Consider the following 24,001-nt stretch of genomic DNA (forward strand, 5'->3'; position numbering starts at 1 on the left):
ATCGGTCGATCGGGCGGAACCCCGCCTCTCCAATGCCCACCAAGCGCTGGTGCGGGCCCCGCACAAACCGGGCCACCGCCCGATCGGATCCCCCGGAGCGATCCAACCCGCCACACGAGACGGGAGCCCGGTCGACCGGAAACAGCCCACCGCCGTCTCCCGCAGCTGCTCGTCCCGCCGGCACCCCGGCAGTCTCCTCTGCTTCCGCGCAGCGATCACCCGACAGACGTCGTACCCGCCCTCGACGCCGCGCACGGGCCTGACTGAGCAGATGACCCGGGTGCTCCGGGCTCGCCCGTCCCCCGAGGACGAACCGGCGACCCGGCTCATCGCGGCCGGGACGCGCGAGGCCGGCACCGCCGCCGGGAAGACTTCGGCGGTGCCACGCACGGATCGCGCCTGCGCGGAGGTCGGCGGGCCGCAGCACACCCGTCACCACGGCCTTGCCCCTGATTCCCCTGCCTCGTCGCAGAGTTCAGGATCACGCGAAGGCCGGACAGGCGGACGGCCGGGCGACCGTTCGGTCGCCCGGCCGTCCGGGGAATCCTCGCGGGTGCTCGTCCCGACGCCGGGTCCGAGGCCGGACGTCGGACGCCGAGTCGAGCGCCGGTGCCCCAACCCCGGCTTGCCGGAGGGGGTCCAGGTCTAGAGCGCGACGCCGAGCAGCGCGTCCACCGTCCGCGAGACCAGACCGGGCGCACCGATCTCGGTACCGCCGGTCTCGGCCTGCTGGGCGGCCCAGCGGTCGACGGCAGCCAGCGCGGCGGGCGCGTCCAGGTCGTCGGCGAGGGCAGCGCGGACCTCGGCGAGCAACGTCTCGGCCGACGGGCCGTCCGGGCGGGAGACCGCCGCGCGCCAGCGGGCGAGCCGCTCCACGGCGCCGTCCAGGTCCTCCTTGGACCACTCCCAGTCGCTGCGGTAGTGGTGCGCCAGCAGCGCCAGGCGGATCGCCGCCGGGTCGACGCCGTCACGACGGAGCACGGAGACGAACACCAGGTTGCCGCGCGACTTGGACATCTTGTGCCCGTCCAGGGCGACCATCCCGGCGTGCACGTAGGCACGGGCGTACGGGTGGCCGCCGGTCGCGACGTGGGCGTGCGAGGCGCCCATCTCGTGGTGCGGGAAGGAGAGGTCGCTGCCGCCGCCCTGGATGTCGAAGGACATCCCGAGGTACTGCAGGGCGATGGCCACGCACTCGATGTGCCAGCCGGGCCGGCCGTGGCCGAGCTCGGTGTCCCAGGCGGGCTCGCCCTCACGGGCCGCCAGCCAGAGCAGCGGGTCGAGGCGGTGCTTCTTGCCCGGGCGGTCCGGGTCGCCACCGCGCTCGGCGAAGACCGGCAGCATGGCCTCGCGGTCCAGCCCGGAGACCTCGCCGAAGTGCGGGTCGGACTCGACCGAGAAGTAGATGTCACCGTCCAGTTCGTACGCCGCGCCGCTCGCCAGCAGCTTCTTGACCAGCGGGACGATCCACGGGATCGACTCGACCGCGCCGATGTAGTGGGCCGGGGGGAGCATCCGCAGGGCGGTCATGTCCTCGCGGAACAGGGCGGTCTCGCGCTCGGCGAGGGCGGTCCAGTCCACGCCGGTGGCCACGGCCCGCTCCAGCAGCGGGTCGTCGACGTCGGTGACGTTCTGGACGTAGAGGACGTCGTGACCGGCGTCCTTCCACACCCGCTGCACCAGGTCGAACGTGGTGTAGGTGGCGGCGTGGCCCAGGTGGGTCGCGTCGTAGGGGGTAATGCCGCAGACGTAGATCCGGGCGGTGCCGTCCTGCGGCACGACCTCCCGGACCCCGCCCGTGGCGGTGTCGTGGATACGGAGCGGGAGCCCCTGACCAGGCAGGGCGGGAACCTCGGAGGCGGGCCAGGCATGCATGGAACCGACTCTAACCTTGCGATCATTTGAAAGGCTAACCAGTTACCAAGATCGGCCGGAATCCGCTTCCGATCGATCGGATTCGTTCATCTTCGCCGAAGTGCCCCAGGCGCCGCGAGAGCCACGGCCGGACCCCGGTCACCGTCGGCTGCTGGACCGGGGCGGACGGGACTGATGGGACGGACGAGACGGGGCAGGGCGGACGGGGAAGACGGGGCGGGGCGGAGCGGGGCGGACGAGCCGCACCGGAACCGGACGGCGGCCGCAGACCAGTGTCAGAGCCGCCGTCAGAGCCTCCGTCAGACCGGCGGCCAGGGAATCGACGGCCAGTCAGGAGAGGGCAGCGGATGCCGTGCCGTACGACGCAGCAGGGCCACCCGCTCGGCGGCGGCGGCCAGTTCGGCCGGAGTGAGGTGGGGGCGCAGGCGCTCGCCCAGGACGCCGTCCAGCGCGTCCGCAAGCCTGGCGAGGACATCGAGCGCCTCACCGGTCACGGGTTGCTCCGCCCATCCCCACAGCAGGGTGCGCAGTTTGCCGGGGACCGCGAAGGTGACCCCGTGGTCGATCCCGTAGAGCCGCCCGTCGGCTGCGGAGATCCAGTGGCCGCCCTTGCGGTCGGCGTTGTTGAGCACGGCGTCCAGCAGCGAGAGGCGGCGCAGCCGTTCGTCGTCCCGGTGCACCAGCAGCGCGGTCCGGCCGGGGCCGATCTCGGCCCGGACGATCGGCAGCCAGCCCGGTTCGTGGCCGGCCGGGTCCTGGAGTGCCAGCAGTTCCTCGGCCGCCGGGTCCGGCTCCACCCAGAGCTGGACCATGCCGGGGCCGTGCGGGCCGTCCCGCAGGACCGTCGGCGGTATCAGCCCCCAGCCGGTGGCCGCCGAGACCTCGTACGCGGCGACCTCGCGCCCGGCCAGCGTGCCGTCGGGGAAGTCCCAGAGCGGGCGTTCCCCGGCAACGGGCTTGTAGACGCAGGGAGCGGTCAGCCCGTCCAGGGTCGCGGTGCAGTACAGCACGGCGTTCGAGGCGTCGGTGAGCCGCCCGTGGACGGTGAGCACGCCCTCGCGCAGCAGGCGCAGAGCGGTCTCGGGGTCGGCCGCCAGGGCTGCACTCCCGGACGGGTCCGCCGACGGCACCGCATCCGCCGATGCCGTCGGCGACTGGTCCTCCTGCACGGGGGCCGGGTCGGCGTTCAGCGCCGGTAGCCGTTCGCGCGCGGGCACAGGTGCCCCTCCGGGTCGAGCGGGAGGTTGCAGAACGGGCAGGGCCTGCGGCCGGCCGCGACCAGGTCCAGGGCGCGCTTGGCGAAGACCCGGGCCATCGCCCCGGAGAGCCGCACCCGGAGCATGTCGGGGCCGTGCTCCTCGTCCTCGAAGAGCCGCTCGTCCGCCTCGTCGTCCTCCGACTCGGCCTCTTCCTCGGTCAGTGCCTGGGCCTCGACCACCAGGCACTCCTCCGCGCTGTCCCAGGCGAGCGCCATGGTGCCGACCCGGAACTCCTGCTCCAGCGGGAGGTCCAGCGGCGCGGTGTCGATCAGTTCGACCGGGGCGACGGCAGGGATCGACGCGGATCCTCCGCTGCGCCGCAGCGCCTCGTCCAGCACCTGCTCGACCCGCTCGGCGAGCGCCATGACCTGGGCCTTCTCCAGCAGCACGCTGGTGACCCGCCCCCGGGTGCTGGCCTGCAGGTAGAAGGCCCGCTGACCGGGCTGGCCGACGGTGCCGGCCACGAACCGCTCGGGCTGGTCGTAGAAGTAGACCTGACGGGGCACTCTCTCGCTCCGGGTTCAGATGGGTCAGTCATGGACTCTTGTGCCACCCTACGGCCTGTTCGCCCGCCCCGGTGGGTCAGGTACGGAGCAGTCCGTCAGGTGTCAGCCCGCTTCGCGGCGGGCCGCCCGGACCCCGTGGACGGGGGACGGCGGTGCGGTGCGGCCGGATCGGCTCGGACGCACCGGGCGGGGCCGCACGGACGGGTCGGGCAGGACGGGCAGGACGGGTGGCCTGGATCGGGGGTGCGACCTGGTGCGTCCGGTTCGGGCCGGTTCAGTTCGGGCCGGGTCGGACCAGGCCGGCTTCAGCCCGTGCCGGTCTCGCCCCCGACCACCGCGTCGCCGCTGGGGGCGTGGGCGCCGGGGCGCGGCGCCAGCGAGGCGAGGCTGCCGGTGTCACCGACCCGGAGCACGAAAGGGCGCCGCGGGGTGTAGCGGATCGCGGTGACCGAGCAGGGCTCGACGGAGATCCGCTGGAAGTGGTCCAGGTGCAGGCCCAGGGCGTCCGCGACCACGGCCTTGATCACGTCGCCGTGCGAACAGACCACCCAGACCGCCTCGGGGCCGTGCTCGGCGGCGATCTTCTCGTCCCACTCGCGGACGGCCGTCACGGTGCGGTGGCTGAGCTCGCGCAGCGACTCACCACCGGGGAAGGCGGCGGCCGCGGCATGGTCCTGCACGGTGCGCCAGAGCGGTTCCTTGGCCAGCTCGGCGAGCGGACGGCCGGTCCAGTCGCCGTAGTGGCACTCGCCGAGCCGCTCGTCCAGCGCGGCCGGCCCGAGCTCGGGACGGGTGGCCAGCAGCGGCTCCAGGGTCTGGCGGCAGCGCTCCAGCGGACTGCTCACCACCTGGGCCAGCGGGATCCCCGCCAACCGGGCCGCCAGCGCGTCGGCCTGGGTGCGTCCGGTGTCGTCCAGGTCCACTCCGGGGTTCCAACCGGCGAGAATCCCGGCGGTGTTGGCGGTGGAACGGCCGTGACGGACGAGCAGCAGGGTGGGCATGGGGCCCAGCCTACGGCCTGCGGCCCGGCACCGGAACGGCCGCCGGGCGGGCGACGGGCGGGCGGGCGGCAGGCGGGCGGGAGGCGGCGGGGCAACGGGCCCGCCGACTCCTCCGTGTCCGATATCCGGTGCTTGGCGTCCGGCTAGCGGTGCAGGCGCCGGACACCAGTGCCGGGGCCGGACACCAGTGCCGGATGTCCCGAAGGTGCGCGGGCCCCGGCGATCCCGGGTCCGATGGGCATCGGGCGGCCTCCGGTGGCCTCCGCGTCCGGGCCGGTGAGCGAGCGGTCCGCCACCACCGGTTCGTGAACGATCGCGGGTGCTGACGCCGTCCGCGCCGCGCAGGCGCGACAATGGCCTGATGATCGTCGACAGTGCCATCTACCGCGACGGCCGCCGAATCTCGGGGCCGTCGGACCTCTCCGATGCCCTCGCAGCCGCCAGGACGGCCGGGGACGGCTTCGTCTGGCTGGGTCTGTTCGAGCCCACGGCCGAGGACTTGGAACTGGTCGGCGCCGAGTTCGGCCTGCACCCGCTCGCCGTCGAGGATGCCGTGATGGCGCACCAGCGGCCCAAGCTGGAGCGGTACGAGGGCTCACTCTTCATGGTCTTCAAGACGATCGGCTACCACGCCGACGGCCGTGCCGTGAGCACCGGTGAGCTGATGCTCTTCGTCGGAGACTCCTATGTGGTGACGGTCCGCCACGGAACCGATCGCCCGCTGTCCGGCCTCCGGGCGGCACTGGAGAAGGAACAGGAGCTGCTCGCCCTGGGGCCGGTCGCCGTGCTCTACGCGATCGCGGACGCGGTGGTGGACGGCTACCTCGACATCGCCTACACCCTGCAGGCCGAGCTGGACGACCTGGAGGCCGAGGTCTTCGCACCCGGCCGCCCGCCGCAGGGCATCGCCGAGCGGATCTACGCCTTCAAACGTCAGGTGATGACCTTCCGTCGTGCCACCCTGCCGCTCCAGGAGCCGATGGTCCGTCTGGCGACCGGTGGCACCGACCGCGTCCCGCAGAGGCTCCAGCCGTACCTGCGCGACGTGGCCGACCACCTCTCCCGGGTCAACGAGATGGTCGAAGGCCTGGACCGGCTGCTCTCGGACATCCTCAACGCCAACCTCGCGCAGGTGAGCGTCCAGCAGAACGACGACATGCGGAAGATCTCGGCCTGGGCGGCACTGGCCGCCGTACCGACGCTGATCGCGGGCGTCTACGGCATGAACTTCACTGACATGCCCGAGCTGCACTGGCACTGGGGCTACCCGGCGGCGATCGCGGTGACGCTCGCGATCTGCCTGGTGCTGTACCGGATCTTCAAGCGCAGCGACTGGCTGTAGTCGTGCGCCGGGCTCGCCGCGAGCCGGCAGCAGGCCCGCAGCGAGCCGGCGTCAGGGACGGACCGGTACCACGATCGGCGCCGCGATCGGTGCCGCGATCGGTGCCGCGATCGGTGCCGATTCAGCGCTGATTCGGTCCTGCGTGGGGTCGGCAACCGGCAGTCGGCGCGGCGCGGCGGTCCGGGCCCTCGACCGGCACACCAGAGGTCGAGGGCCCGGCCGGCTCAGGCCAGTCCGGCCAGCTCCAGCGCCTCGACGCCTGCGCGGAGCGCGGCGATCCGCTCGTCCAGGGTGAACCCGGCAGGCGCCAGGGTCAGCGTGGTGACGCCGGCATCCGCGTAGGCCTGCATCCGGTCGGCGATCCGGGCGGTGGAGCCCAGCAGCGAGGTGGCGTCGATCAGGTCGTGCGGGACGGCGGCGGCGGCACCCGCGTAGTCCCTGGCCAGGTAGCGCTCCTGGACCTCGTCGGCGGCCTGCTCGTAGCCCATCCGCCGGGTGAGCTGGTTGTAGAAGTTCTTCTCCTTGCTGCCCATGCCGCCGATGTAGAGCGCGGCGTAGGAGCGCTGGGAGTCGGCGGCCGCCTTGACGTCGTCGCCGAGCGAGATGGCCACGGTCGGGCAGAGGTCGAAGCCGTCCAGGGTCTGTCCGGCCTTGGCCCGGCCGGCCTTGAGCGGCTCGACGGAGAGCGCGGCGTGCTCGGGCGCGAAGAAGATGCCGAGCCAGCCGTCGGCGATCTCGCCGGTCTGCTCCAGGTTCTTCGGACCGATCGCGGCGATGTACAGCGGGATGTGCTCACGCACCGGGTGCACCGTCAGCTTGATCGGCTTGCCCGGGCCGCCGGGCAGCGGAAGCGTCCAGTTCGCACCCTCGTGCACCAGCCGCTCGCGGGACATCGCCTTGCGGATGATCTCCACGTACTCCCGGGTGCGGGCCAGCGGCTTGTCGAACTTGACGCCGTACCAGCCTTCCGAGACCTGCGGCCCCGAGACGCCGAGGCCGAGCCGGAACCGTCCGCCGGAGAGGGTGTCCAGGGTGGCGGCCGTCATCGCGGTCATCGCGGGCGTACGGGCCGGGATCTGGAAGATCGCCGAGCCGACGTCGATCCGCTCGGTCTTCGCCGCGACATAGCTGAGCACGGTGGCGGCGTCGGAGCCGTACGCCTCGGCGGCCCAGCAGACCGAGTAACCGAGCCGGTCCGCCTCCCGGGCCACCGCGATGTTGTCGGCGTCCATGCCGAGTCCCCAGTAGCCGAGGTTGATGCCGAGTCGCATGGTGCCAAGCCCTTCAGTCGGTCCGGTCCGGTCGGTGCTCCGCCCGGCCGTTTCGTATGGCTGTCATTCGTACGGCCATGTGTTCGTAGGGCCGTACGTCTTCGTTTTGTCAGACCGCATTTCGTACTTCCGCACTTCATACGTCTGTACTTCGTACGTCTGTACTTCCGTACGTCCGCACTTCGTGCGGCAGCGTTCCGTACGGTCGACGCCTCGGGTCCTGCCGGTGCTCCGGTACCGCCCGCTGCCGTTGTGGGCGTTCCGGCCGTTCCGGCTGTTCCGGCTGGTACGCGTCCGTGTCGGCCGAGCGTAACCGGGTGGTCGCGGATCAGGCTACTGGCCGGTAGACGTGGGCTGCGTCACGCCCGGGCGACCCGGTCCCTGCGGGTCTGCCGGGCAGCCAGGGCCCCGGCCGCTACGCTCAGCCGACGGCAGGAAGAACCGTTCCCACCTGCGCATTTACCAGCTCAAGGAGGCTCCGCCCGATGGAAAAGCGTCACCTCGGCCGCACCGGGCTTCGGGTCTCCAGGCTCGGCCTCGGCACCATGACCTGGGCCAGGGACACCGACGAGCACGAGGCCGCCGAACAGCTCAAGGTCTTCGTCGACGCCGGGGGAACGCTGATCGACACCGCCGACGTGTACGCCGACGGCGGCGCCGAGTACCTGATCTCCCGGCTGACCGAGAGTCTCGTCCCCCGCTCCGACCTGGTCATCGCCACCAAAGCGGGCAGTGTCTCCGACTCCGACCGCCACCTCGACACCTCACGCGGCCGGATGCTCGCCGCCCTCGACGCCTCGCTGCGCCGGCTCGGCACCGACTACGTCGACCTGTGGCAGGTCCACGCGTACGACCCGGCCACTCCCACCGAGGAGACCCTGCACGCCCTCGACCTGGCCGTCAGCTCGGGCCGCGCCCGCTACGTCGGGGTCTCCAACTTCAGCGGCTGGCAGCTCGCCAAGGCCGCCACCTGGCAGCTCGGCCACCACGGGCGGGTACCACTGGCCGCCACCCAGATGGAGTACTCGCTGCTCCAGCGCGGCATCGAGCGCGAGGTGCTGCCCGCCGCCCTGGACGCCGGGGTCGGGGTCCTCGCCTCCTCACCGATCGGACGAGGCGTCCTCACCGGCAAGTACCGGCACGGCGTACCCCCCGAGTCGCGCGGCGCCTCCCCCTACCTCACCGGCTTCGTCCAGCCCTACCTCGGCGAACGGTCGCGGCGCATCGTGGACGCCCTCGCCACCGCCGCCGACGGCCTCGCCAGCAGCCCCCTCGCGGTCGCCCTGGCATGGGTCCGCGACCGACCCGGAGTGGCAAGCGCCCTGGTCGGCGCCCGCACCGCCGCACAGCTGACTACGGCGCTGTCGGTGGAGGCGCTTACGCTTCCGGGGGAGATTCGAGGCGCGCTGGACGATGTGTCGGCGCCACTACACCGTTACCCCGACCAGGGCTGGACGGAGCTGTGAGGAGCGATTGATGGGCGACGGGGACGTGGAGAACGGCCACGTGGAGAACAGCGCTCCCGGGCACCGCACGGAGGCCGTCGCGGCCCTTGCGGAGGCGATCCGCAACATCGGCCGCCAGGGCGAGACGGTGGCGGCCGGTCAGCACGACGCCTCGGCACCGGAAGCCCCCGCCGGGAACGCCGGCGCAGCCGTAGCCCTGGGCTCGGGTGAGGGCACGGCCCGGGGCACGGGCGGCGACCAGGGCCCGGTTTCCGGTGCTGGGGCCGGCATTGGAGCGGGCACCGGGGCCGGGAGCGAGGATGGGGCCGGGGCTAAGCCCGGCCCGGTGACGGACCGGCAGCACGCCGACGCCCTCCGAGCCGCTGCCGAGGTGCTGTCCGCCGGCGGTGCACCGAGCGCGCTGGCACCTGCCGCCGTCGCCGAGTTCGGCGAGGGCGCGGCGGAGGCACTGCGGACCGACCCCTGGGCGGTGCTCGCGCTGCCCGGCGTCCGGCCCGAGCACGCGGACGGCTTCGCACGCGGGCTGCTCGGCCAGGCCGCCGGCCCCGGCGACCGGCGCCGCGCGCAGGCGCTGGTGCCCTGGCTGCTGGAGCAGGCGGTGCTGCGCGGCCACTCCGCCGTCGACATCGGTGAGGTGGTCACCGGGCTGGAGAAGCTCGGCCTGCCCGATGCGGCCACCGCCCTCCAGGAGGTCGTGGTGGACGGCCGGGTGATGGCCTTTCAGGATGAGGTCCCGGGTAGCCGGCACACCACCACCTCGGACGAGGACGAGCCCCCGACGCGGACCCTGCTGGCCCTGGAGCGCCTGGCCCTGGCCGAGGAGAGCCTCGCCGACGGCCTCGTACGGATCATGTCCACGTTCGTCCCCGCCGAGGACGAGCCCCTGACCGAGCCCCTGACCGAGGACGAGTCCGAGGACACGGTCCAGGATGCGGCCGAGGACACGGAGACGGAGACGGAGGAGGCAGGCCCGGCCGCAACCGAGGCCGACGCGCCGTCTTCCACCGACAACCCGACCGCCGCCCCGGACGTTCCGGCCGAGGACTCCGACGCCGCCCGGCCTCAGGACGTCCGGACGCGCCCGCGTGCCGTCGGCCCGTCCGCCTGGGAGAGCGCCGCCACCGCTGCGCCGACCTCCTCGGCGGCCGCCCTGATCAGGGCCGTCGCGTCCGACCCACTGGTCCTGCACACCGGCGGCGAGGCCGCGCGTGCCGAACCCGCCGCGCTCCTGCACGCGGCGCACGGCCTCGGCCTGCGCGCCTGGGCCGCGACCTGGACGGACCAGGGGCGTGGCAGCCTCGTCGCGCTGCTGCCCGCCGCCGGGTCCACCGGTGGTGCCTCCGGCGCGGCCACCGCTGACTCCGGCAGTGCGGCCGCACACGTCGTCACCCTCGCCGACCTGCTGTCCGGCGCCGCCGGTCCGGGCCGCGCGGAGGACGGTTCGCTGGCGCTGGACGTCCTGATCGTCCTGGACGCCCCACTGCTCGACGTCGAACTGGCCGCCACCGTGTTGGAGGCCCTGGCCGACGGCACCCGGCTGGTTCTCAGCGGCGATCCGGGTCAGCTGTGGTCGGCCGGTCCCGGGCGGTTCTTCGCCGACCTGCTCGCGGCGAAGGCGTGCCCGGCCGTGGCGTCCCGGACGCCGGACTTCGGTCCGATCGGCGAGCTGGTCTCCGGCATCGGCATCGGCGAACTGCAGAACGTCGAGGCGCCGGAGAAGGAGGTGGTGATCGTCACCGCCAAGGACGGCGCCGAGGCCGTGCACCGGGCGATCCAGCTGCTCACCGACTCGATCCCGCGCGCGCTGGGCATCCCGGTCGAGCAGGTGGTCCTGCTGACCCCCGGCCACGGTGGCAGCGCGGGCACCCGTGCACTGAACGCCGCCGCCAAGGCCCGGCTCAACCCCGGCCCCGGCCGGTTCGGCGGCTTCGACCCGGGGGACCGCGTGGCGTACTCACCCGTCCCCGGCATCACCCGCCCGGCCCGGGTGGTGGACGGCGACGCGTCCGGTCTGCACCTCGAACTCTCCGACGGCACGCGGCTGACCGTCACCCCCGCCCAGGCCGCGAAGCTGCGCCACGGCTGGGCACTGACGGTGCACCAGGCGGTCGGCCGGCGCTGGCCCGGCGTGGTCGCCGTGCTGCCCGACGACGCGGCTGCCGGGCTGACCAGGCAGTGGGTGTACACCGCTTTCGGACGTGCCGAGCGGCACCTGTCCGTGGTCCACGCGGCAGCCCAGGCGCTCCCGCAGGCCGTCGCCGAGCGGCCGGCCCAGCCGCGCACCACCCGGCTCCGGGCGATCCTGGCCGAGCAGACCGGCGAGGTGTAGTCCCGGCCGGGCGTTCCACCGCCGCTCCCGGGTCTGCGGGGCCCTGGGAGTGCGGTGGACCCCCGGGAGTGCGGTGAACCCCCGGACTTCGACCGGCCCCTGGACGGGTACCGGTCACTGCGCCGCCCCGGGGCGCGGAGAGCTGCGCGAGAACCCTGCGCGTTCACAGGGAGTTGCTCGCGGAGTTCCCTGCGCCCCGGGGCGGCGCCGCATGGCTGCCCTTCGCGCCCCGGGTGGAGCGTCCCTGCGTGTGCGCCGGGGGCGGTGCAGGGGCAGCGAGGACGGCCCCAGGGTGGCGAGGGCGGTGCCGAAGGTCTCCCTCCGGCACCGCCCACCGTCGTCGGCCTGGCTCAGCCCTCGCCCTCGAAGGACTCCAGGTCGTCGTCGTAGACCTCGCTGACGTCGAAGCGGCAGATCAGCAGCTGCGGGTCCGCACCGTCGAAGGGTTCGGGCAGCCACTCCCCCGGGTCGGACGGCTCGGTCGCCGCGACCCAGAGCGTGGAGTCGCCCTCCTCCAGGCCGAACTCCTCGCAGCGGGCCGCGATTTCGTCCGGTTCGTACTCCCCGAAGAGCACGCCGATCGCCGCGTTGACGCCGCCGTCCTTGCCGCCCCCGGGGGTGAGGGTGCTGTCCACCCGCTCCGCCTGGGTGCGCAGCCGCTTCGCGTCGGCGATCAGGTAGTCGCGGCGGATCAGCACGCTGATCGCCTCGGGCTGGTCCGGGCCGGCGTAGCCGCCGGCGCTCTCGTCCCCGGGGACTTCGAAGGGAGTGACCTCGTCGTAGACCTCGTAGAGGATCTGGTCGTAGGCGATGGCCGCCGCTGCGAGCTCCTCGTAGGCGGTGACAACAGCGGGATCGTCCGCTGCTGCAGGGGCGGAGACCGCTTGCAGGTGGCGGTCGATGGCTGCCTTGACCGCCTCGGCGGCGGCGCGTACCTCGGCGATGGTGAGCTGCGCGGCATCAGACATGGTGCTGACGCTATCCCCCCGGAGCGACGACACGCACAGGGGATGTCGCCTACATCCGTGAATTCCCGGCAACTTACCCCCGGATGTCCGGTCCGGGTGGTTCTGTGACAGCCCTGACCGGCTGCCTCCGGACCGTCCCGGAGGCGGTCGGCACCCGGCCGGCGCCCACCGACCGGTCCGCTCGCCGGCCCGTCCGCCGTCCGTCGGTGGCCGGGTATTGCGCGGCTGGCCACGACTGCGCGCGTCCGTGCGGGCCCGTGCACACCTGCGGCGCACGCATCGCAGGAGCCCCGTCTGGGTATCTGGTCCGCAGCACGAAAACTGATTGCCTGTCAGCGCGGTTCACGACACCCTCGCTGGCAGCAGCCGCCCGGGCCCGGCCCGCAGGACCGGCCCGGTTGTCACAGGCAGGTCGTACCCTGGCCTCCATACGTTCCGCAGGAGGAGAGTTTTGACCCCACCCAAGCTGGTCCGGCAGCCCGAGTACGAGTACCAGTCGCTGCGCATGCCGCGTGGCACGTCCCGGAACGCGGCCCGGCAGTTGCTCACCGAGCACGCCGAGTACGGGAACTGGGAGTTGGACCGGCTGCGCCTGTTCCCGGACGGCAGCCGTACGGTACTGCTGCGCCGCCGGATCATCCGGCAGGTCCGGAGCTGGTAGCGGAGCGCGCCAGCGGTCAGCAGTCGGGGGCAGCAGTCAGCGGGAGTGGACCAGCAGGAGCAACTCGGTAGGTGCGGCTCAGCGGGTGCGCTGGGCGGGTTGATCGGAGCCTGTCGGCCTGCGGCTTCAGTGGATCGTCGGATGTCGGACGCCACCGCCACCCTCTGCGCACGACAGCGCGCCCGCAGCCGTGCGATGACGGCTGCGGGCGCGCTGTAGCGGCCCTCCGGACGGTCTTCGACCCCGAGGGCGGGGTCAGCGGGCCCCAGCGCGTGCGCGACGGTAGAGCACACCGCCCGCGAGCAGCAGCGCCACGCCGGCCGGCGCGATCAGCTCCAGCCCGGCCGCGCCGGTGGATGCCAGCTGCTCACGGCTCGGCGGGCTGACCAGCGACTGCTGGGGCGTCTGGGGCTGAGACACCGACACGGCCGGCGGGGTGTGGCCGCCCGTGTCGGTACCGCCCGGCGGAGTGCTGACCGGGGGCGTGCTGCGCGGCGGGACGTGGGTGGTCTCGCCGGGCGGGCAGTCCTCGCCGGGCGTGGGCTGCGGGTGGCTCGGCGGGGTGACCTCGGTCGCGCCGTGGTTGCCGCAGTCGTTGCCGAAGGCCGGGTTCCCGACGCCGATCACGTTGACCGAGTTCCCGCAGGCGTTCACCGGGATGCTGATCGGCGCCTGCGCACTGTTGCCGGAGATGACCCCCGGGGAGTTCTGCGCACCGCCCTGGGACGAGGCACCCGACCCCGCGTGCACGGGGCCGCCCGAGCCGGTCGGCGCGGCGTGGTCATCGCCCCTGCCGTGGTCACCGGCGCCGTCGGGGCCACCGTGGCCGCCGTGGCCGCTCGGGCTGTGCTCACCGGGCGCGATCTGCCCGCCGTGCCCGCCGTGTACAGCGCTTCCGCCGTGCACACCGCTCCCACCGTGGGACACGTTCCCGCAGTTGTTCCCCATCGCCGGGTTGAGCAGACCGACCACGTTGACCGTGTTGCCGCAGGCGTTGACGGGGATGTCCACGGGGGCCTGCACGCTGTTTCCGGAGCCCACCCCGGGCGAGTTGGCCGCGCCGCCGTGGGCTTCGGCACTTGCGTACGCGTAGCCCGCGGTGGAGGCCAGCACACTGCCGGTGGCCACGGCAGTGAGGATTCCTCTCTTGGCGACCTGTCGCATGTACTCCCCTGACTTCTGATTGTCGGAATTCCTGACGAAGCTGCTGCCCGTCTACGGGATAACGAGACATGACCGCAAAGGTTGAGCCGAACGGGGTTCGTTCACCCAATCGTGTTGCCTCGGATTGCAGACTGACCCGCAAGCCGGATAAGCAGGAACGCGCCCCCGGGCGGAGCCATCCGCCGCCCGGGGGCGCATCGATCAGTGAACCGGCTCGACCGACGACGCGTGCGCCGGTACCGCGCGCAACACCACCTGCGCCGCTACCGCTCGTACCGCCACCGCGTGAGCCGTCACCGCTCCATGGGAGCTGCCCGGCGGGCCGCTCAGAAGTTCTGGCAGTTGTTGCCGAAAGCCGGGTTCAGCAGACCGATCACGCTGATCGTGTTGCCGCACAGGTTGACCGGCACGTGCACCGGGACCTGGACGTTGTTGCCCGACAGCACGCCCGGGGAGTTGACCGCAGCGCCGTCGGCCTGCGCACCGCCGTGAGCGGAGGCGACACCGGCGCCGGCCAGCGCCAGACCACCCGCAGCGGCGACAACGGCAACGATCTTCTTGACCTTCATGGTTCCTCCTGGCCGACCCCGGGTCGTCTCCGGGGCGGCTCGTGTCGATTCGTCATTCCACAGCCCGTTTCCGTGCTGCCATATGGGTGAACGACGGTGTGGCAAACGGGGTACGGAGGAGGTCACCCATTCACCCGCAGCGGTGATATCTCGCACAGGTAATCGACTACTCGTTCCGGGCATTATCGATTCTGCCGAGCCCCGGACGGCAGGCTGCATGTCATTCGCTCCGACTATGCGCCGACGCCGCGCGGGACCACGCCCGCAGCCACTTCCGCAGCCACGCCCGAGACCACCTCGGCTACCGCCCGGTGACGCTTCGGTGACGGCAGCAGCGAGGGCGGGAGCAGGAGCCACCGGCGAGGGCGAGGGCCAGGGGCGGGGCGGGGGCCAGGGGCGGGGCCGGGGACACCGCGAACCGAGCGCTCCGGACATGCGGGTGGCCCGCCCCCCGTGGTGCAGGGGCGGGCCACCCGTCGCCGGTGGTCACACGTCGGCGACCGTCGCCGGTCCCTCGCCGCTCGTCGCTGTCGCCAGGGCGCTCAGCAGGCGTCGATGAACCGGTCCAGCACCCGAACGCCGAACTTGAGCCCGTCCACCGGCACCCGCTCGTCCACACCGTGGAACATGCCGGCGAAGTCCAGCTCCGGCGGCAGCTGCAGCGGTGCGAAGCCGAAGCAGCGGATCCCCAGGTCGTGGAAGGACTTGGCGTCCGTGCCACCGGAGAGGCAGTACGGCACCGCGCGGGCGATCGGGTCCTCGGCACGCAGCGCGGACTGCATCGCCGCCACCAGCGGCCCGTCGAAGTCGGTCTCGATCGCCTTGTCCGAGTGCAGGCTCTCGCGCTTCACGCGCGGGCCGAGCACACTGTCCAGCTCGGCCAGGAACTCCTCCTCGTAGCCGGGCAGGAAGCGCCCGTCCACGTGCGCGGTGGCCTGGCCGGGGATGACGTTCACCTTGTAGCCGGCACCCAGCATGGTCGGCTGCGCGGTGTTGCGCAGCGTGGTGCCGATCATCTTGGCGATACCGCCGAGCACCCGGAGCGTCTCGTCCATGTTCTCCGGGTCCAGTTCGACCCCGAGCGCGTCCGAGAGCTCGTTCAGGAAGGCCCGCACGGACTTGGTGATCCGCAGCGGGAACTGGTGCCGTCCGAGGCGGGCCACCGCTTCGCAGAGCTCGGTGATGGCGTTGTCGTTGTTCTCCATCGAACCGTGTCCGGCCCGGCCCTCGACCGTGAGCCGCATCCAGTGCATGCCCTTCTCGGCCGTCTCGACCAGGTAGAGCCGCACGTCGTTGTTGACCGTGAACGAGAAGCCGCCGACCTCGCCGATCGCCTCGGTGACGCCCTCGAACAGGTCCGGGTGCTTGTCCACCAGGAAGCGCGCGCCGTAGGTGCCGCCCGCCTCCTCGTCCGCGAGGAAGGCCAGCACGATGTCACGCGGAGGCTTCCGGCCGGTCCGCAGCCGGTCGCGGACGACCGCCAGCGTCATCGCGTCCATGTCCTTCATGTCCACGGCGCCCCGGCCCCAGACGCAGCCGTCCGCGATCTCGCCGGCGAACGGGTCGTACGTCCAGTCGGCGGCGTTGGCCGGCACCACGTCGGTGTGGCCGTGGATCAGCAGACCGGGACGGGAGCGGTCCTCGCCCTCGATCCGGACCACGGTCGAGGCCCGCCCCTTGGCCGACTCGAAGATCTGCGGTTCCAGGCCGAACTCGGCCAGCTGCTCCGCGACGTACTCGGCCGCGACCCGTTCCCCCGGACCCGAGCCGTCACCGTAGTTGCTGGTGTCGATCCTGATCAGGTCGCGGCAGATCTCGGCGACCTCCGACTCAGCCGTCACACCCGGGGCAGCCACCCGCTCCGCCTTCGACTCGCTCATGCTCCCACCTCGTCTCAGGCCCGCCCGGCGCATCTCCACGCCACCCCCGGCCGCTGCGGCCGCGGCCCTGCGGGCACGCTCCCGCCATCCTCCCCCAGCCGCCGCCCCACCCCAAGGGCAATCCCCCAGATCGAAGCCCGCCGGGCCCTGCCAGGGACGATTTTGGATCCTCAAGCCGATCTTGCTACAGTTATGCATGTCAGCGCGGCACGGAAACGAGAGCCGCAAAGACAGACACCTAGTCCGGGTGGCGGAATGGCAGACGCGCTAGCTTGAGGTGCTAGTGCCCTTTATCGGGCGTGGGGGTTCAAGTCCCCCCTCGGACACCAACGAACCGCTGGTCACAACTGTGACCAGCGGTTCTTGCGTATCCGGCACTTGCCGGGCCGTTGCGATCACCACTGGGCGCGAAGCGATCAGCCCCCGGCCTCGGGCTGCAGAGCCCTGCCGCAATCGGGATCCGCGTCGCCCGTGCCGACATGAACCACCCGCAACGATGCCAGCGCCGTCGCTGCCACCGGAGAAATCCGACGATGCACCAGCTGACGCCGCCGTTCGGTGACTCGCCGTCGACGGTGGGGTGACGTCGCGCGGGAGCCGGGCCGTCCCGGAGCGGGAGCGGACGGGCCGTGGACCGTGGACGGCGCCCTGCTCCCGGTACGCGACTGCCCCGTCCGCTCGTCCGACCGCACCCACCTCGTTCTCCGCATCACCACCCGATGCGCCGTGTGGCAGGCTTTGGTAACGGTTTATGCCGATAGGATAGCTTTTGTGATCATTAGTGATCGGCTGCGGCGTCGCCGTCTCTCCGGCAGGCGGCTGGAACCTGTTCTGCTGGCGCCGGTGATCCTGACCGTCGTCGTCGCCAGCCTGGCGTTCGCGACGCCCAGGGAGGTCGCCTTCAGCCGTATCCTGACCGCCGCGCCGGCCCTCGCCGCGTGCATGTGGCCCGTGATTCCCACCATCCTGCTGGGGATGCTCTGCCTTCTGATCATGATCGGCCTCAGCCTCGTCTATCCGGACCTGGGGACGTGGTACACGGTGGGGGCGATCGTCGCGGTCACGGTTGCGGCCGCGTACGCGAGCCATATCCGGCTCCAGCGGGAGACGACCCTCCTGCACGTCCGACTCGTCGCCGACGCAGCGCAGGAAGTGGTCATGCGCCCGCTGCCGCGCTTCGTCGGTTGCATCGAGATCGAGTCGCTGTACCTCGCGGCAGCGGCGCACGCCCGCATCGGCGGCGACTTCTACGAAGCCGTCGACACGCCGTACGGGGTTCGGCTGCTCATCGGCGACGTGCGGGGCAAGGGCCTGTCCGCGGTGGGGGCGGCCGCGGCCGTGGTCAACTCCTTCAGGGAGGCCGCCTACGACGAACCGGATCTACGCGGCGTCGCCCGACGCCTGGAGACCAGTACGACCCGCCACAGCGACGCGTACGCCGGCCAGGACTCGCCGGAGCGGTTCGCCACCGCCGTCCTCGCCGAGATCCCGCAGGAGGGCGGCTGCATCAGACTCCTCAACTGCGGGCATCCCCCGCCGCTGCTCGTGCACGCCGGGCAGCTCGGCGTGCTGCGCCCCACGGCTCCCTCGCCGCTTCTCAACCTCGCGGAGCTGATCGGCGACCACTACAGCGTCGATTCCTTCCCGTTCACCCCTGGTGACCTGCTGCTTCTCTACACGGACGGCGTGGTCGAGACCCGCGACCGCACCGGCGAGTTCTTCCCGCTACCGGACTGGCTGCGGCGGCAGAGCCCAACCACGCCCCGCCAGCTGCTCGACCGGCTCCACCAGGACCTGGTCGACCACAGCGACGGCGGACTCGACGACGACATCGCGGCCCTCGCCGTACGCCTGCGCGAACACCCGGACCGCGAAAATCCTCGTCCATCCGGCTCGGCCACTGCTTGACGACCGGAGCCGGCACGCCGCCGAGGGCTGCTTAGCCGACTGCTCACTGCCGGTCCACGTTCGGTGTTCCCGACGAAGGACTGTCGGTGCGTTGCCACGGTGCGGGGCCAACGACCCGGCCAGGCGCGGGAAGTCGAACTACGAACCTCGTGGCGTCACGACCTTCTCACCGGACTTGAAGTCCTCCGTCGCCGAGCGTCCTCGTCATGAACACGCTGTTGGGGTCGGGGCGGTAGTCGGCGAACGGCTCGCAGTAGTCGAAGCCGAACTTCTCGTACAGCTTCCTGGCGGGCAGGAAGAACTCCTCCGAGCCGGTCTCCAGACTCAGCCGTGTGAACCCCATGTGCCCGGACTCGGCGATGATGTGCCCGAGCAGCAGGGAGGCGATCCCGCTGCGCTTGCGTTCCGCATCAGTACGCATGGACTTCAGCTCCGCGTGGGCCGCATCCAGCCGCTTGATCGCACCGCAGCCGACCAGCGCGTCCCCCTCCCGGACCGACCAGAACGTGACCTCCGGGCTCCGGAGTGCGTCGAGGTCCAGCGCGTGCACGCTCTCCGGCGGCGAGATCGAGCGCAGTTGCTGGAGATGAGCGTCGAGGAACCGCGCCGTCTCCGGGCCGCCGAGGTCGTCCACTGCGATCTTCATTACTGCGCCGTCCTTCCTTCCCGGGCTCGCCGGGGAGATCAGCGCTTCGGCGTCGTGCTGCCGGAGCTGTGGAGCCGCGCCGCGCTGGGACGGGACGGGACGATTGTCGACATGCCGAGGTCGGGGGCGCGTGCGAGCCTGAGTGAAGAGCCGTAACACTACGACACTGGAGTGATCATGGGTATCGGCGACAAGTTCAGGGACAAGGCGCAGCAGCTCGAGGAGCAGGCCAAGGAGCGCCTCGGCAAGGACCCGCAACACGCCAAGGACGATGCGCAGCAGAAGGCCTCACAGGCGCAGCAGCAGGGCCAGCAGAGCCTGGACGACATCAGGGACGACATCGACGACCAGCAGTGAGGGGCGGGGCCGGGAGGTGCGCCGCCCATGGACTGGTTGCTCGTGGGCCTCGCCTAGGCGCCTGAGTGCCACCCGGGTCGGCATGACCGCCTGCCCGGACCAGCCTGCGGAGCCGCGGTGACGCCGTGTGGGCCGTGGAGCCGTCGCCGCAGCCGGGACGAGGGAGTTGCGGGGCGGCGGGTACCATCGATGCCTCTGTGACCGACAAGTTCAAGCGGTGGATGTGACGAAACGTTGCGCGCTATGGTAGGGGCGGAGCGGGCAGCGGGCAGCGGGCAGCGGGCAGCGGGCAGCGGGCAGCGGGCAGCGGGCAGCGGGCAGCGGGCAGCGGGCAGCGGGCAGCGGGCGGTTCTGTTCGCGGTCCGGTCGGCAGGTGCGCTGTACCGGCTTCTCGATGTGCTGCCGGTGTTCGGTGGTGACGAGCGGATCCTGAGCCGGTTCACCCTGGAGCCGGGGTCCGAGTTCGGCGTCGAGGCGCTTGCCGCCGTGGAGCAGTCCGGGGCCCGGTGCATCGGCTGGGACGAGGCGGTGCGGTCGACGCACGACCTGATCCTGGCGGCCAGTCCCAAGGGGCAGCTCCACACTCTGCGCGGCCCCCGGGTCCTCCTGCCGCACGGCGCCGGATTCAACAAGGCCCTCAGCGAGGAGGGTTCACCCGGGCTGCCGTCCGGGCTCGACCCGGCCTATCTGCTGGCGGACGGACGGCCGTGGGCCGCGCTGCACGCGCTCGCCCATCCCGATCAGGTCGACCGCCTGGCCGCTCACAGCCCGTCGGCCGCCGCGCGGGCGGCCGTGGTCGGCGATCCGACGCTCGACCGGATCCTCGCGTCGGCCCACCACCGGGAGCACTACCGCACCGCCCTGGGCACCGGCGGCCGCGAACTGGTCGTGCTCACCTCGACCTGGGGGCCGGAGTCGCTGCTGCGGCGCCGGCCGGGCCTGCCCGCCGCCCTGGCCGCCCGTCTCCCCTACGACGCGTACCAGTTGGCGCTCGTGGTGCACCCCAACGAGCACAGCAGGATCGGCGGTTTCGACCTCGCCCGGCAGCTCGCCCCGGCCCTGGACGCGGGCATGGTGCTCGCGCCGCCCTTCGAGGAGTGGGCCGCCCTGCTCGTCGCCTGCGACGCGGTGATCACCGATCACGGGTCCACCGCCCTGTACGCGGCCGCCCTGGACCGCCGCATCGTCAGCGTCACCGACGGCGGGCCGGAGTTGATAGCCGGCAGCCCCATGGCGGCGGTGCTGGCCCAGGTGCCCCGGCTCACCGATCCGGCCGGAGTGGCGGCCGCCCTCCGGTCCGACCGGTCGGGCGGCACCAGGCGGTTCGCCGAGTACGCCTTCGCCGAGCCGTCCTTCGCGGAGCCGGACCACGCGCTGAACAGGCTCCGGGAGGAGCTGTACCGGCACCTGGAGCTGGCACCGCCGGCCACTTCGGTGCGGGCCCGCCCGCTGCCCGCACCCACCGCGGACGTCCGGACGCCTGCAGCCTTCGCGGTGCGGGCACGGATCGAGGGCACCCGGGTCCACGTCGAGCGCCTGCCCGCCCACCTGGACACGCCCGCGCACCATCTCGCCGCCGAGCACCCGGGCGCGAGCGCCGCTCAGCGGCAGAGCGCGGGCCTGCTCTTCCGCCGCGCCGCGCCGCCCTCGTCACTCCCGCACTCCGAGACCTGGACCGCCGCCGGTTGGACGGCCCGGGTACTGGCGGACCACCCCGGCTGCCGGACCGCCGCCGCGGTCCTCTCCCCCGGGACGTGCCTGGTACGGCGTCGCGACGGCGACCTGCTGACGGTCCGGGTCGAACCGTGGCGGGCCGCAGGCCGGGTGGTCCGGACCGACCCGGCCGCGGCGCTCTCCGCCGTGCACGCCTGGCTCGGCGCCCACCCGGGCCGGCGGGCTCCCGTGACACTGTCCTGTCGCACGGGCGTGCACACCGTGCAGGTGGCGCTCACCCCGGCCACCGAGGCCGAACTCTCCTACGAGCTCTGATCGGTGGCGCCGCCGGACCGCTCCCGCAGGACGCGCGCGGACTCCCGGTACGCGGCCGCTTCCGCCGGCCCGCCAGTCTCCTCCGCCAGGTCGGCGAGCGCCTCCAGCACCCTGACCTGGTCGAAGGCCGAGCCCCGCTGCTCGGCGCTCGCCAGCGCCGCCCGGTAGAGCGGCACCGCCTCCGCCGCGCGCCCGACTCGCCGGAGCGCGCGACCGAGCTCGAATCCGGTGCGCGCGGTCATCCGCGCACGGTCCTGCTGCCGGGCCATCGCGTGCGCCTCCCCCAACAGCTCGACAGCCCGGCCGTGTTCACCCGTGCCCGCCGCCGCTCGACCGAGCAGGTAGGTCTGCAGCATCACACCGTAGGCGTTGCCGATCGCCAGATGCTGCCCGCGGGCCGCCTCGAAGTGCTCCGCGGCGGCGGCCCAGTCGCCCTGGACGGACAGCAGCTTGCCACGGAACTCGGCCACCGACGCCCGCAGTCTGCGCTCCGGCTTCGAGTCCCCCAGCGCCTCGGCCCCGCCCAGCGCCTGTCGCAGCTCCGCCGCGGCCTGCTCGTACTGCTCCTGCTCCCACAGCGGCCTGGCCAGCTGGCACCGCATCCGGACGATCGCCGGCACGCTGCTCCCCTCCCGGACGGCCGCGGCGACGCCCCGGGTGAACGCGTCCACCACATCGCCGTAGTGCGGGTGGTCGAGGAAGTGGGTCCACAGCGGCTCGCACAGGGCCCAGGCGTCGCCGTCCAGACCGTCCTCGTACGCGATCCGGACACAGCCGTACAGCGCGAGGCGCTCGGACTCCATCCAGCGCAGCGCCCGCGCTCTGTCCGTCAGGGCCGGGTCCGTCGGGCCCGTGGCCGTGAAAGCCGTGAAGTCGACGTCCGGGGCGTACGGCAGGGGCGGTACGGGCTCGGCGAAGGTCATCCGGCTGCCGGCCGCCAGTTCGTCCGCCCGATGTGCCTGGCGGCGGTACCAGCGCACCAGCCGGCGGCGCCCGGCGGCCGCCCCGGCGCCGTCCGGGTCGGCCCGGCGGGCGCAGCGGTTGGCGTGCCCGCGCAGCAGGTCGTGCATCCGCCACCCGTCGGGCCTGTGCTCCAGCAGACCCGCGTTCTCCAGTTCCTCCAGGGCCTCCTCGGCCTGCTGCGGACCCTCCCCCAGCAGCGCCGAGGCGGCCGGCAGGCTGACGGACCTGGCCGGGTGCTGCGGCAGCAGCCGGTACAGCCGGGCGGCCGTGGGCCCCAGCCCCGCATGGGCGGCGTCCCAGACCGCCTCGACCTTGGGCAGGCCCTTCTCGTTCAGTTCGGCGGTGAGTTCGGTGACCAGGCGCGACAGGCTGCGGTGCCGGTACCTGACGGCCCACCGGCCCGCGACCTGGAGTGCGGCCGGCAGCCCGGCGCACCGGCGTGCCAGCTCCGCCACGGCTTCCGGTTCGGCGCTGGTGCGCGTACCGCCGACGATCCGCCGCAGCAGCCGGGTGGCGTCCTCGGTCGCGAGCGGCTCCAGCGTCACCTCCAGTGTCAGGACCCCCTCCAGGTCGTACAGTTGCCCGTGGCTGGTCACGATCACCACGCTCGCGGCGGAGGCCGGCAGCAGGGGGACGACCTCGGCGCCGTAGCGGGCGTTGTCGACCACCACGACCAGGTGCTTGTCCCGGGTCTGCGTCCAGTACTGCTTGGTCCGCCCGGTGAGGGACCGCTCCAGCCACTCCGGGCCGACGCCGAGCGGTCGCAGCAGGTCACCGAGTGCGTCCGCGATCTCCACCACGCCGTCGCGCCGAAGGTCGTCGAGGTCGACGTAGAGCACGCCGTCCTCGTGGCCGTCCCCGAGCCCGCGGGCGACCCGGAAGCCGAGCTCCGTCTTGCCGATCCCCGCCAGGCCGTTGAGCAGCACGACCGTCGGGGAGCCCGGATTCGTCCGGTCCTCGGCCGCCAGCAGGACACGGGCCTGCTCGGCCGCCCTTCCCTCGAAGTGCGCGGTCTCCGGCGGGATCTGATAGGGCACCGGGGGCTGGACGGCCGCCGAGTACACGTGCTGGTGCAGCTGCCCGACCGTCCCGGCCTGCACGAGGGATTCCACCTGTGCGTGTCCGCCTACGCTGTTGTACGTCTCCTCCGCCACACCCCAACTCTACGGTCGGATCGCTCTGGTGACGGTCGGCCGGGCCGGGACCCTCCGGCGGCGTCGGCGGCCGACACCGGCGGGTCGGGCGGCCGTGCCGATGCGGTGTCAGTCGCGCCGTCGGGTGACGACCGCCCGGTCGAAGCGCTCCGCGGCCGGGTCCCGGCATGCTGTCCGGCTGCCGGGCGGACGTCCTGCCAGGGGCTCGGGGAGCGGGAGTTCGGTCCGGGCCGCCTCCGCGACCGGGCCGTGTGGCGTGGTCCCGGCGGCTCGCGGCGCCGATGCGCCCGAGGGCCGTCCGGAGCTGCGCGGAAGGCGCGGTGCGGCCGGAGGCGCCCCGGCCGCCATCACGGGGGAGCGTACGCCGGACGGGCTCAGCCGACCGTGACCCGGAAGTGGCTGTGGTTGAAGGGTCCGAGCCGCACCTCCACCGGGAGCTCGGGCACCGCCTCGTCGGCGGTCAGCTCGGCGTGACCGATGGCCAGTCGGGCCTTCTTCTGGAAGCGGTAGCGGAAGTACACCGCCAGGTCGTGCGGCCCCGGAGAGACCGGGATCCGCGTGACGCCGCCCCAGAGTGCCGGGGTCTCGACGCCGTCGACGTCCACCAGCGGCCTGGTGAAGGCGCGGTGGAAGAGCAGCATGCCGGGGAAGGGCCGTATGTCGACCAGCAGTCCGACCGTTGTCGAATCCATG

At 72.8% G+C, this 24,001-nt stretch carries 19 protein-coding genes and 1 tRNA gene; 8 read left to right on the forward strand and 12 right to left on the reverse strand.

Annotated features, from left to right (window positions below):
- Positions 1-645: 645 nt before the first annotated feature.
- The 4 genes from mshC to ACFC1R_RS16010 all read right to left on the reverse strand — a co-directional run bounded on the left by mshC (position 646) and on the right by ACFC1R_RS16010 (position 4,641).
- Positions 646-1,875, reverse strand: a complete 1,230-nt coding sequence (mshC, locus tag ACFC1R_RS15995) for a cysteine--1-D-myo-inosityl 2-amino-2-deoxy-alpha-D-glucopyranoside ligase (RefSeq protein WP_375938861.1) — start codon at positions 1,873-1,875, stop codon at positions 646-648.
- Between the two features lie 299 nt (positions 1,876-2,174).
- Positions 2,175-2,972: an SCO1664 family protein gene (locus tag ACFC1R_RS16000; RefSeq protein WP_375939040.1), complete on the reverse strand. Its 798-nt coding sequence runs from the start codon at positions 2,970-2,972 to the stop codon at positions 2,175-2,177.
- 89 nt (positions 2,973-3,061) lie between these two features.
- Complete coding sequence (locus ACFC1R_RS16005) at positions 3,062-3,640, reverse strand: DUF3090 domain-containing protein (RefSeq protein ID WP_375938863.1); 579 nt, start codon at positions 3,638-3,640, stop codon at positions 3,062-3,064.
- Between the two features lie 305 nt (positions 3,641-3,945).
- On the reverse strand, positions 3,946-4,641 hold the full coding sequence (locus ACFC1R_RS16010; protein WP_375938865.1) for a histidine phosphatase family protein: 696 nt from the start codon (positions 4,639-4,641) through the stop codon (positions 3,946-3,948).
- A gap of 361 nt (positions 4,642-5,002) precedes the next feature.
- On the opposite strand from ACFC1R_RS16010, the gene corA reads away from it, so the two are divergent.
- A complete protein-coding gene (gene corA / locus ACFC1R_RS16015; protein ID WP_375938867.1) occupies positions 5,003-5,983 on the forward strand; it encodes a magnesium/cobalt transporter CorA in 981 nt (326 codons plus the stop codon).
- 224 nt (positions 5,984-6,207) lie between these two features.
- Here corA and ACFC1R_RS16020 read toward each other — a convergent pair whose 3' ends face one another.
- Complete coding sequence (locus tag ACFC1R_RS16020; RefSeq protein WP_375938869.1) at positions 6,208-7,254, reverse strand: LLM class F420-dependent oxidoreductase; 1,047 nt, start codon at positions 7,252-7,254, stop codon at positions 6,208-6,210.
- A gap of 485 nt (positions 7,255-7,739) precedes the next feature.
- On the opposite strand from ACFC1R_RS16020, the gene ACFC1R_RS16025 reads away from it, so the two are divergent.
- Both ACFC1R_RS16025 and ACFC1R_RS16030 read left to right on the forward strand, forming a co-directional pair.
- Positions 7,740-8,720, forward strand: coding sequence for an aldo/keto reductase (locus tag ACFC1R_RS16025; RefSeq protein WP_375938871.1), 981 nt, complete (start codon positions 7,740-7,742; stop codon positions 8,718-8,720).
- A 10-nt stretch (positions 8,721-8,730) separates the two neighbouring features.
- Positions 8,731-11,049 carry an ATP-binding domain-containing protein gene (locus ACFC1R_RS16030; RefSeq protein ID WP_375938873.1) on the forward strand — a complete coding sequence of 773 codons (2,319 nt, stop codon included), beginning with the start codon at positions 8,731-8,733 and terminating at the stop codon, positions 11,047-11,049.
- A gap of 350 nt (positions 11,050-11,399) precedes the next feature.
- On the opposite strand, the gene ACFC1R_RS16035 is transcribed toward ACFC1R_RS16030, so the two are convergent.
- Positions 11,400-12,017, reverse strand: a complete 618-nt coding sequence (locus tag ACFC1R_RS16035) for a hypothetical protein (RefSeq protein WP_375938875.1) — start codon at positions 12,015-12,017, stop codon at positions 11,400-11,402.
- Between the two features lie 451 nt (positions 12,018-12,468).
- Here ACFC1R_RS16035 and ACFC1R_RS16040 point away from each other — a divergent pair, with 451 nt between their 5' ends.
- Positions 12,469-12,678, forward strand: a complete 210-nt coding sequence (locus tag ACFC1R_RS16040; RefSeq protein ID WP_045305085.1) for a DUF5703 family protein — start codon at positions 12,469-12,471, stop codon at positions 12,676-12,678.
- A gap of 255 nt (positions 12,679-12,933) precedes the next feature.
- Here ACFC1R_RS16040 and ACFC1R_RS16045 read toward each other — a convergent pair whose 3' ends face one another.
- The 3 genes from ACFC1R_RS16045 to ACFC1R_RS16055 form a co-directional block, all read right to left on the reverse strand.
- Positions 12,934-13,806, reverse strand: coding sequence for a chaplin (locus tag ACFC1R_RS16045; RefSeq protein ID WP_375938877.1), 873 nt, complete (start codon positions 13,804-13,806; stop codon positions 12,934-12,936).
- A 362-nt stretch (positions 13,807-14,168) separates the two neighbouring features.
- Entirely contained in the window at positions 14,169-14,411 is a 243-nt protein-coding gene (locus ACFC1R_RS16050; protein WP_045305087.1) for a chaplin, read from the reverse strand.
- A gap of 542 nt (positions 14,412-14,953) precedes the next feature.
- Positions 14,954-16,291 (reverse strand): M20/M25/M40 family metallo-hydrolase, encoded by a 1,338-nt coding sequence (locus ACFC1R_RS16055; RefSeq protein ID WP_375938880.1) that lies wholly within the window; start codon positions 16,289-16,291, stop codon positions 14,954-14,956.
- Between the two features lie 241 nt (positions 16,292-16,532).
- Here ACFC1R_RS16055 and ACFC1R_RS16060 point away from each other — a divergent pair.
- A tRNA-Leu gene (locus tag ACFC1R_RS16060) sits at positions 16,533-16,620 on the forward strand.
- A 442-nt stretch (positions 16,621-17,062) separates the two neighbouring features.
- The gene (locus ACFC1R_RS16065; RefSeq protein WP_375938882.1) at positions 17,063-18,199 is read left to right on the forward strand and encodes a PP2C family protein-serine/threonine phosphatase; all 1,137 of its coding nucleotides are present in this window, start codon (positions 17,063-17,065) and stop codon (positions 18,197-18,199) included.
- Positions 18,200-18,365: 166 nt separating this feature from the next.
- On the opposite strand, the gene ACFC1R_RS16070 is transcribed toward ACFC1R_RS16065, so the two are convergent.
- Positions 18,366-18,845, reverse strand: coding sequence for a GNAT family N-acetyltransferase (locus ACFC1R_RS16070; protein WP_375938884.1), 480 nt, complete (start codon positions 18,843-18,845; stop codon positions 18,366-18,368).
- 177 nt (positions 18,846-19,022) lie between these two features.
- Here ACFC1R_RS16070 and ACFC1R_RS16075 point away from each other — a divergent pair, with 177 nt between their 5' ends.
- Positions 19,023-19,202 carry a hypothetical protein gene (locus ACFC1R_RS16075; RefSeq protein WP_375938886.1) on the forward strand — a complete coding sequence of 60 codons (180 nt, stop codon included), beginning with the start codon at positions 19,023-19,025 and terminating at the stop codon, positions 19,200-19,202.
- A 243-nt stretch (positions 19,203-19,445) separates the two neighbouring features.
- Positions 19,446-21,191, forward strand: a complete 1,746-nt coding sequence (locus tag ACFC1R_RS16080) for a translation initiation factor 2 (protein WP_375938888.1) — start codon at positions 19,446-19,448, stop codon at positions 21,189-21,191.
- On the opposite strand, the gene ACFC1R_RS16085 is transcribed toward ACFC1R_RS16080, so the two are convergent.
- Positions 21,179-23,308 (reverse strand): hypothetical protein, encoded by a 2,130-nt coding sequence (locus tag ACFC1R_RS16085; protein WP_375938890.1) that lies wholly within the window; start codon positions 23,306-23,308, stop codon positions 21,179-21,181. The two genes, ACFC1R_RS16080 and ACFC1R_RS16085, sit on opposite strands and share 13 nt — an antisense overlap.
- A gap of 374 nt (positions 23,309-23,682) precedes the next feature.
- On the reverse strand, positions 23,683-24,000 hold the full coding sequence (locus tag ACFC1R_RS16090) for a hypothetical protein (RefSeq protein ID WP_375938892.1): 318 nt from the start codon (positions 23,998-24,000) through the stop codon (positions 23,683-23,685).
- Position 24,001: the final 1 nt, after the last annotated feature.

The organism is Kitasatospora sp. NPDC056138 (assembly GCF_042264695.1).
Taxonomy (GTDB): Bacteria; Actinomycetota; Actinomycetes; order Streptomycetales; family Streptomycetaceae; genus Kitasatospora.

Excerpts from the sequence above, each read along its gene's own strand:
- ACFC1R_RS16020 (WP_375938869.1), bottom strand. The coding sequence starts at position 7,254 with ATGCGACTCGGCATCAACCTCGGCTACTGGGGACTCGGCATGGACGCC.
- ACFC1R_RS16070 (WP_375938884.1), bottom strand. The coding sequence starts at position 18,845 with ATGAAGATCGCAGTGGACGACCTCGGCGGCCCGGAGACGGCGCGGTTC.
- ACFC1R_RS16055 (WP_375938880.1), bottom strand. The coding sequence starts at position 16,291 with ATGAGCGAGTCGAAGGCGGAGCGGGTGGCTGCCCCGGGTGTGACGGCT.
- ACFC1R_RS16030 (WP_375938873.1), top strand. The coding sequence starts at position 8,731 with ATGGGCGACGGGGACGTGGAGAACGGCCACGTGGAGAACAGCGCTCCC.
- mshC (WP_375938861.1), bottom strand. The coding sequence starts at position 1,875 with ATGCATGCCTGGCCCGCCTCCGAGGTTCCCGCCCTGCCTGGTCAGGGG.
- ACFC1R_RS16090 (WP_375938892.1), bottom strand. The coding sequence starts at position 24,000 with ATGGATTCGACAACGGTCGGACTGCTGGTCGACATACGGCCCTTCCCC.
- ACFC1R_RS16080 (WP_375938888.1), top strand. The coding sequence starts at position 19,446 with ATGGTAGGGGCGGAGCGGGCAGCGGGCAGCGGGCAGCGGGCAGCGGGC.
- ACFC1R_RS16010 (WP_375938865.1), bottom strand. The coding sequence starts at position 4,641 with ATGCCCACCCTGCTGCTCGTCCGTCACGGCCGTTCCACCGCCAACACC.
- ACFC1R_RS16035 (WP_375938875.1), bottom strand. The coding sequence starts at position 12,017 with ATGTCTGATGCCGCGCAGCTCACCATCGCCGAGGTACGCGCCGCCGCC.
- corA (WP_375938867.1), top strand. The coding sequence starts at position 5,003 with ATGATCGTCGACAGTGCCATCTACCGCGACGGCCGCCGAATCTCGGGG.
- ACFC1R_RS16075 (WP_375938886.1), top strand. The coding sequence starts at position 19,023 with ATGGGTATCGGCGACAAGTTCAGGGACAAGGCGCAGCAGCTCGAGGAG.
- ACFC1R_RS16050 (WP_045305087.1), bottom strand. The coding sequence starts at position 14,411 with ATGAAGGTCAAGAAGATCGTTGCCGTTGTCGCCGCTGCGGGTGGTCTG.
- ACFC1R_RS16025 (WP_375938871.1), top strand. The coding sequence starts at position 7,740 with ATGGAAAAGCGTCACCTCGGCCGCACCGGGCTTCGGGTCTCCAGGCTC.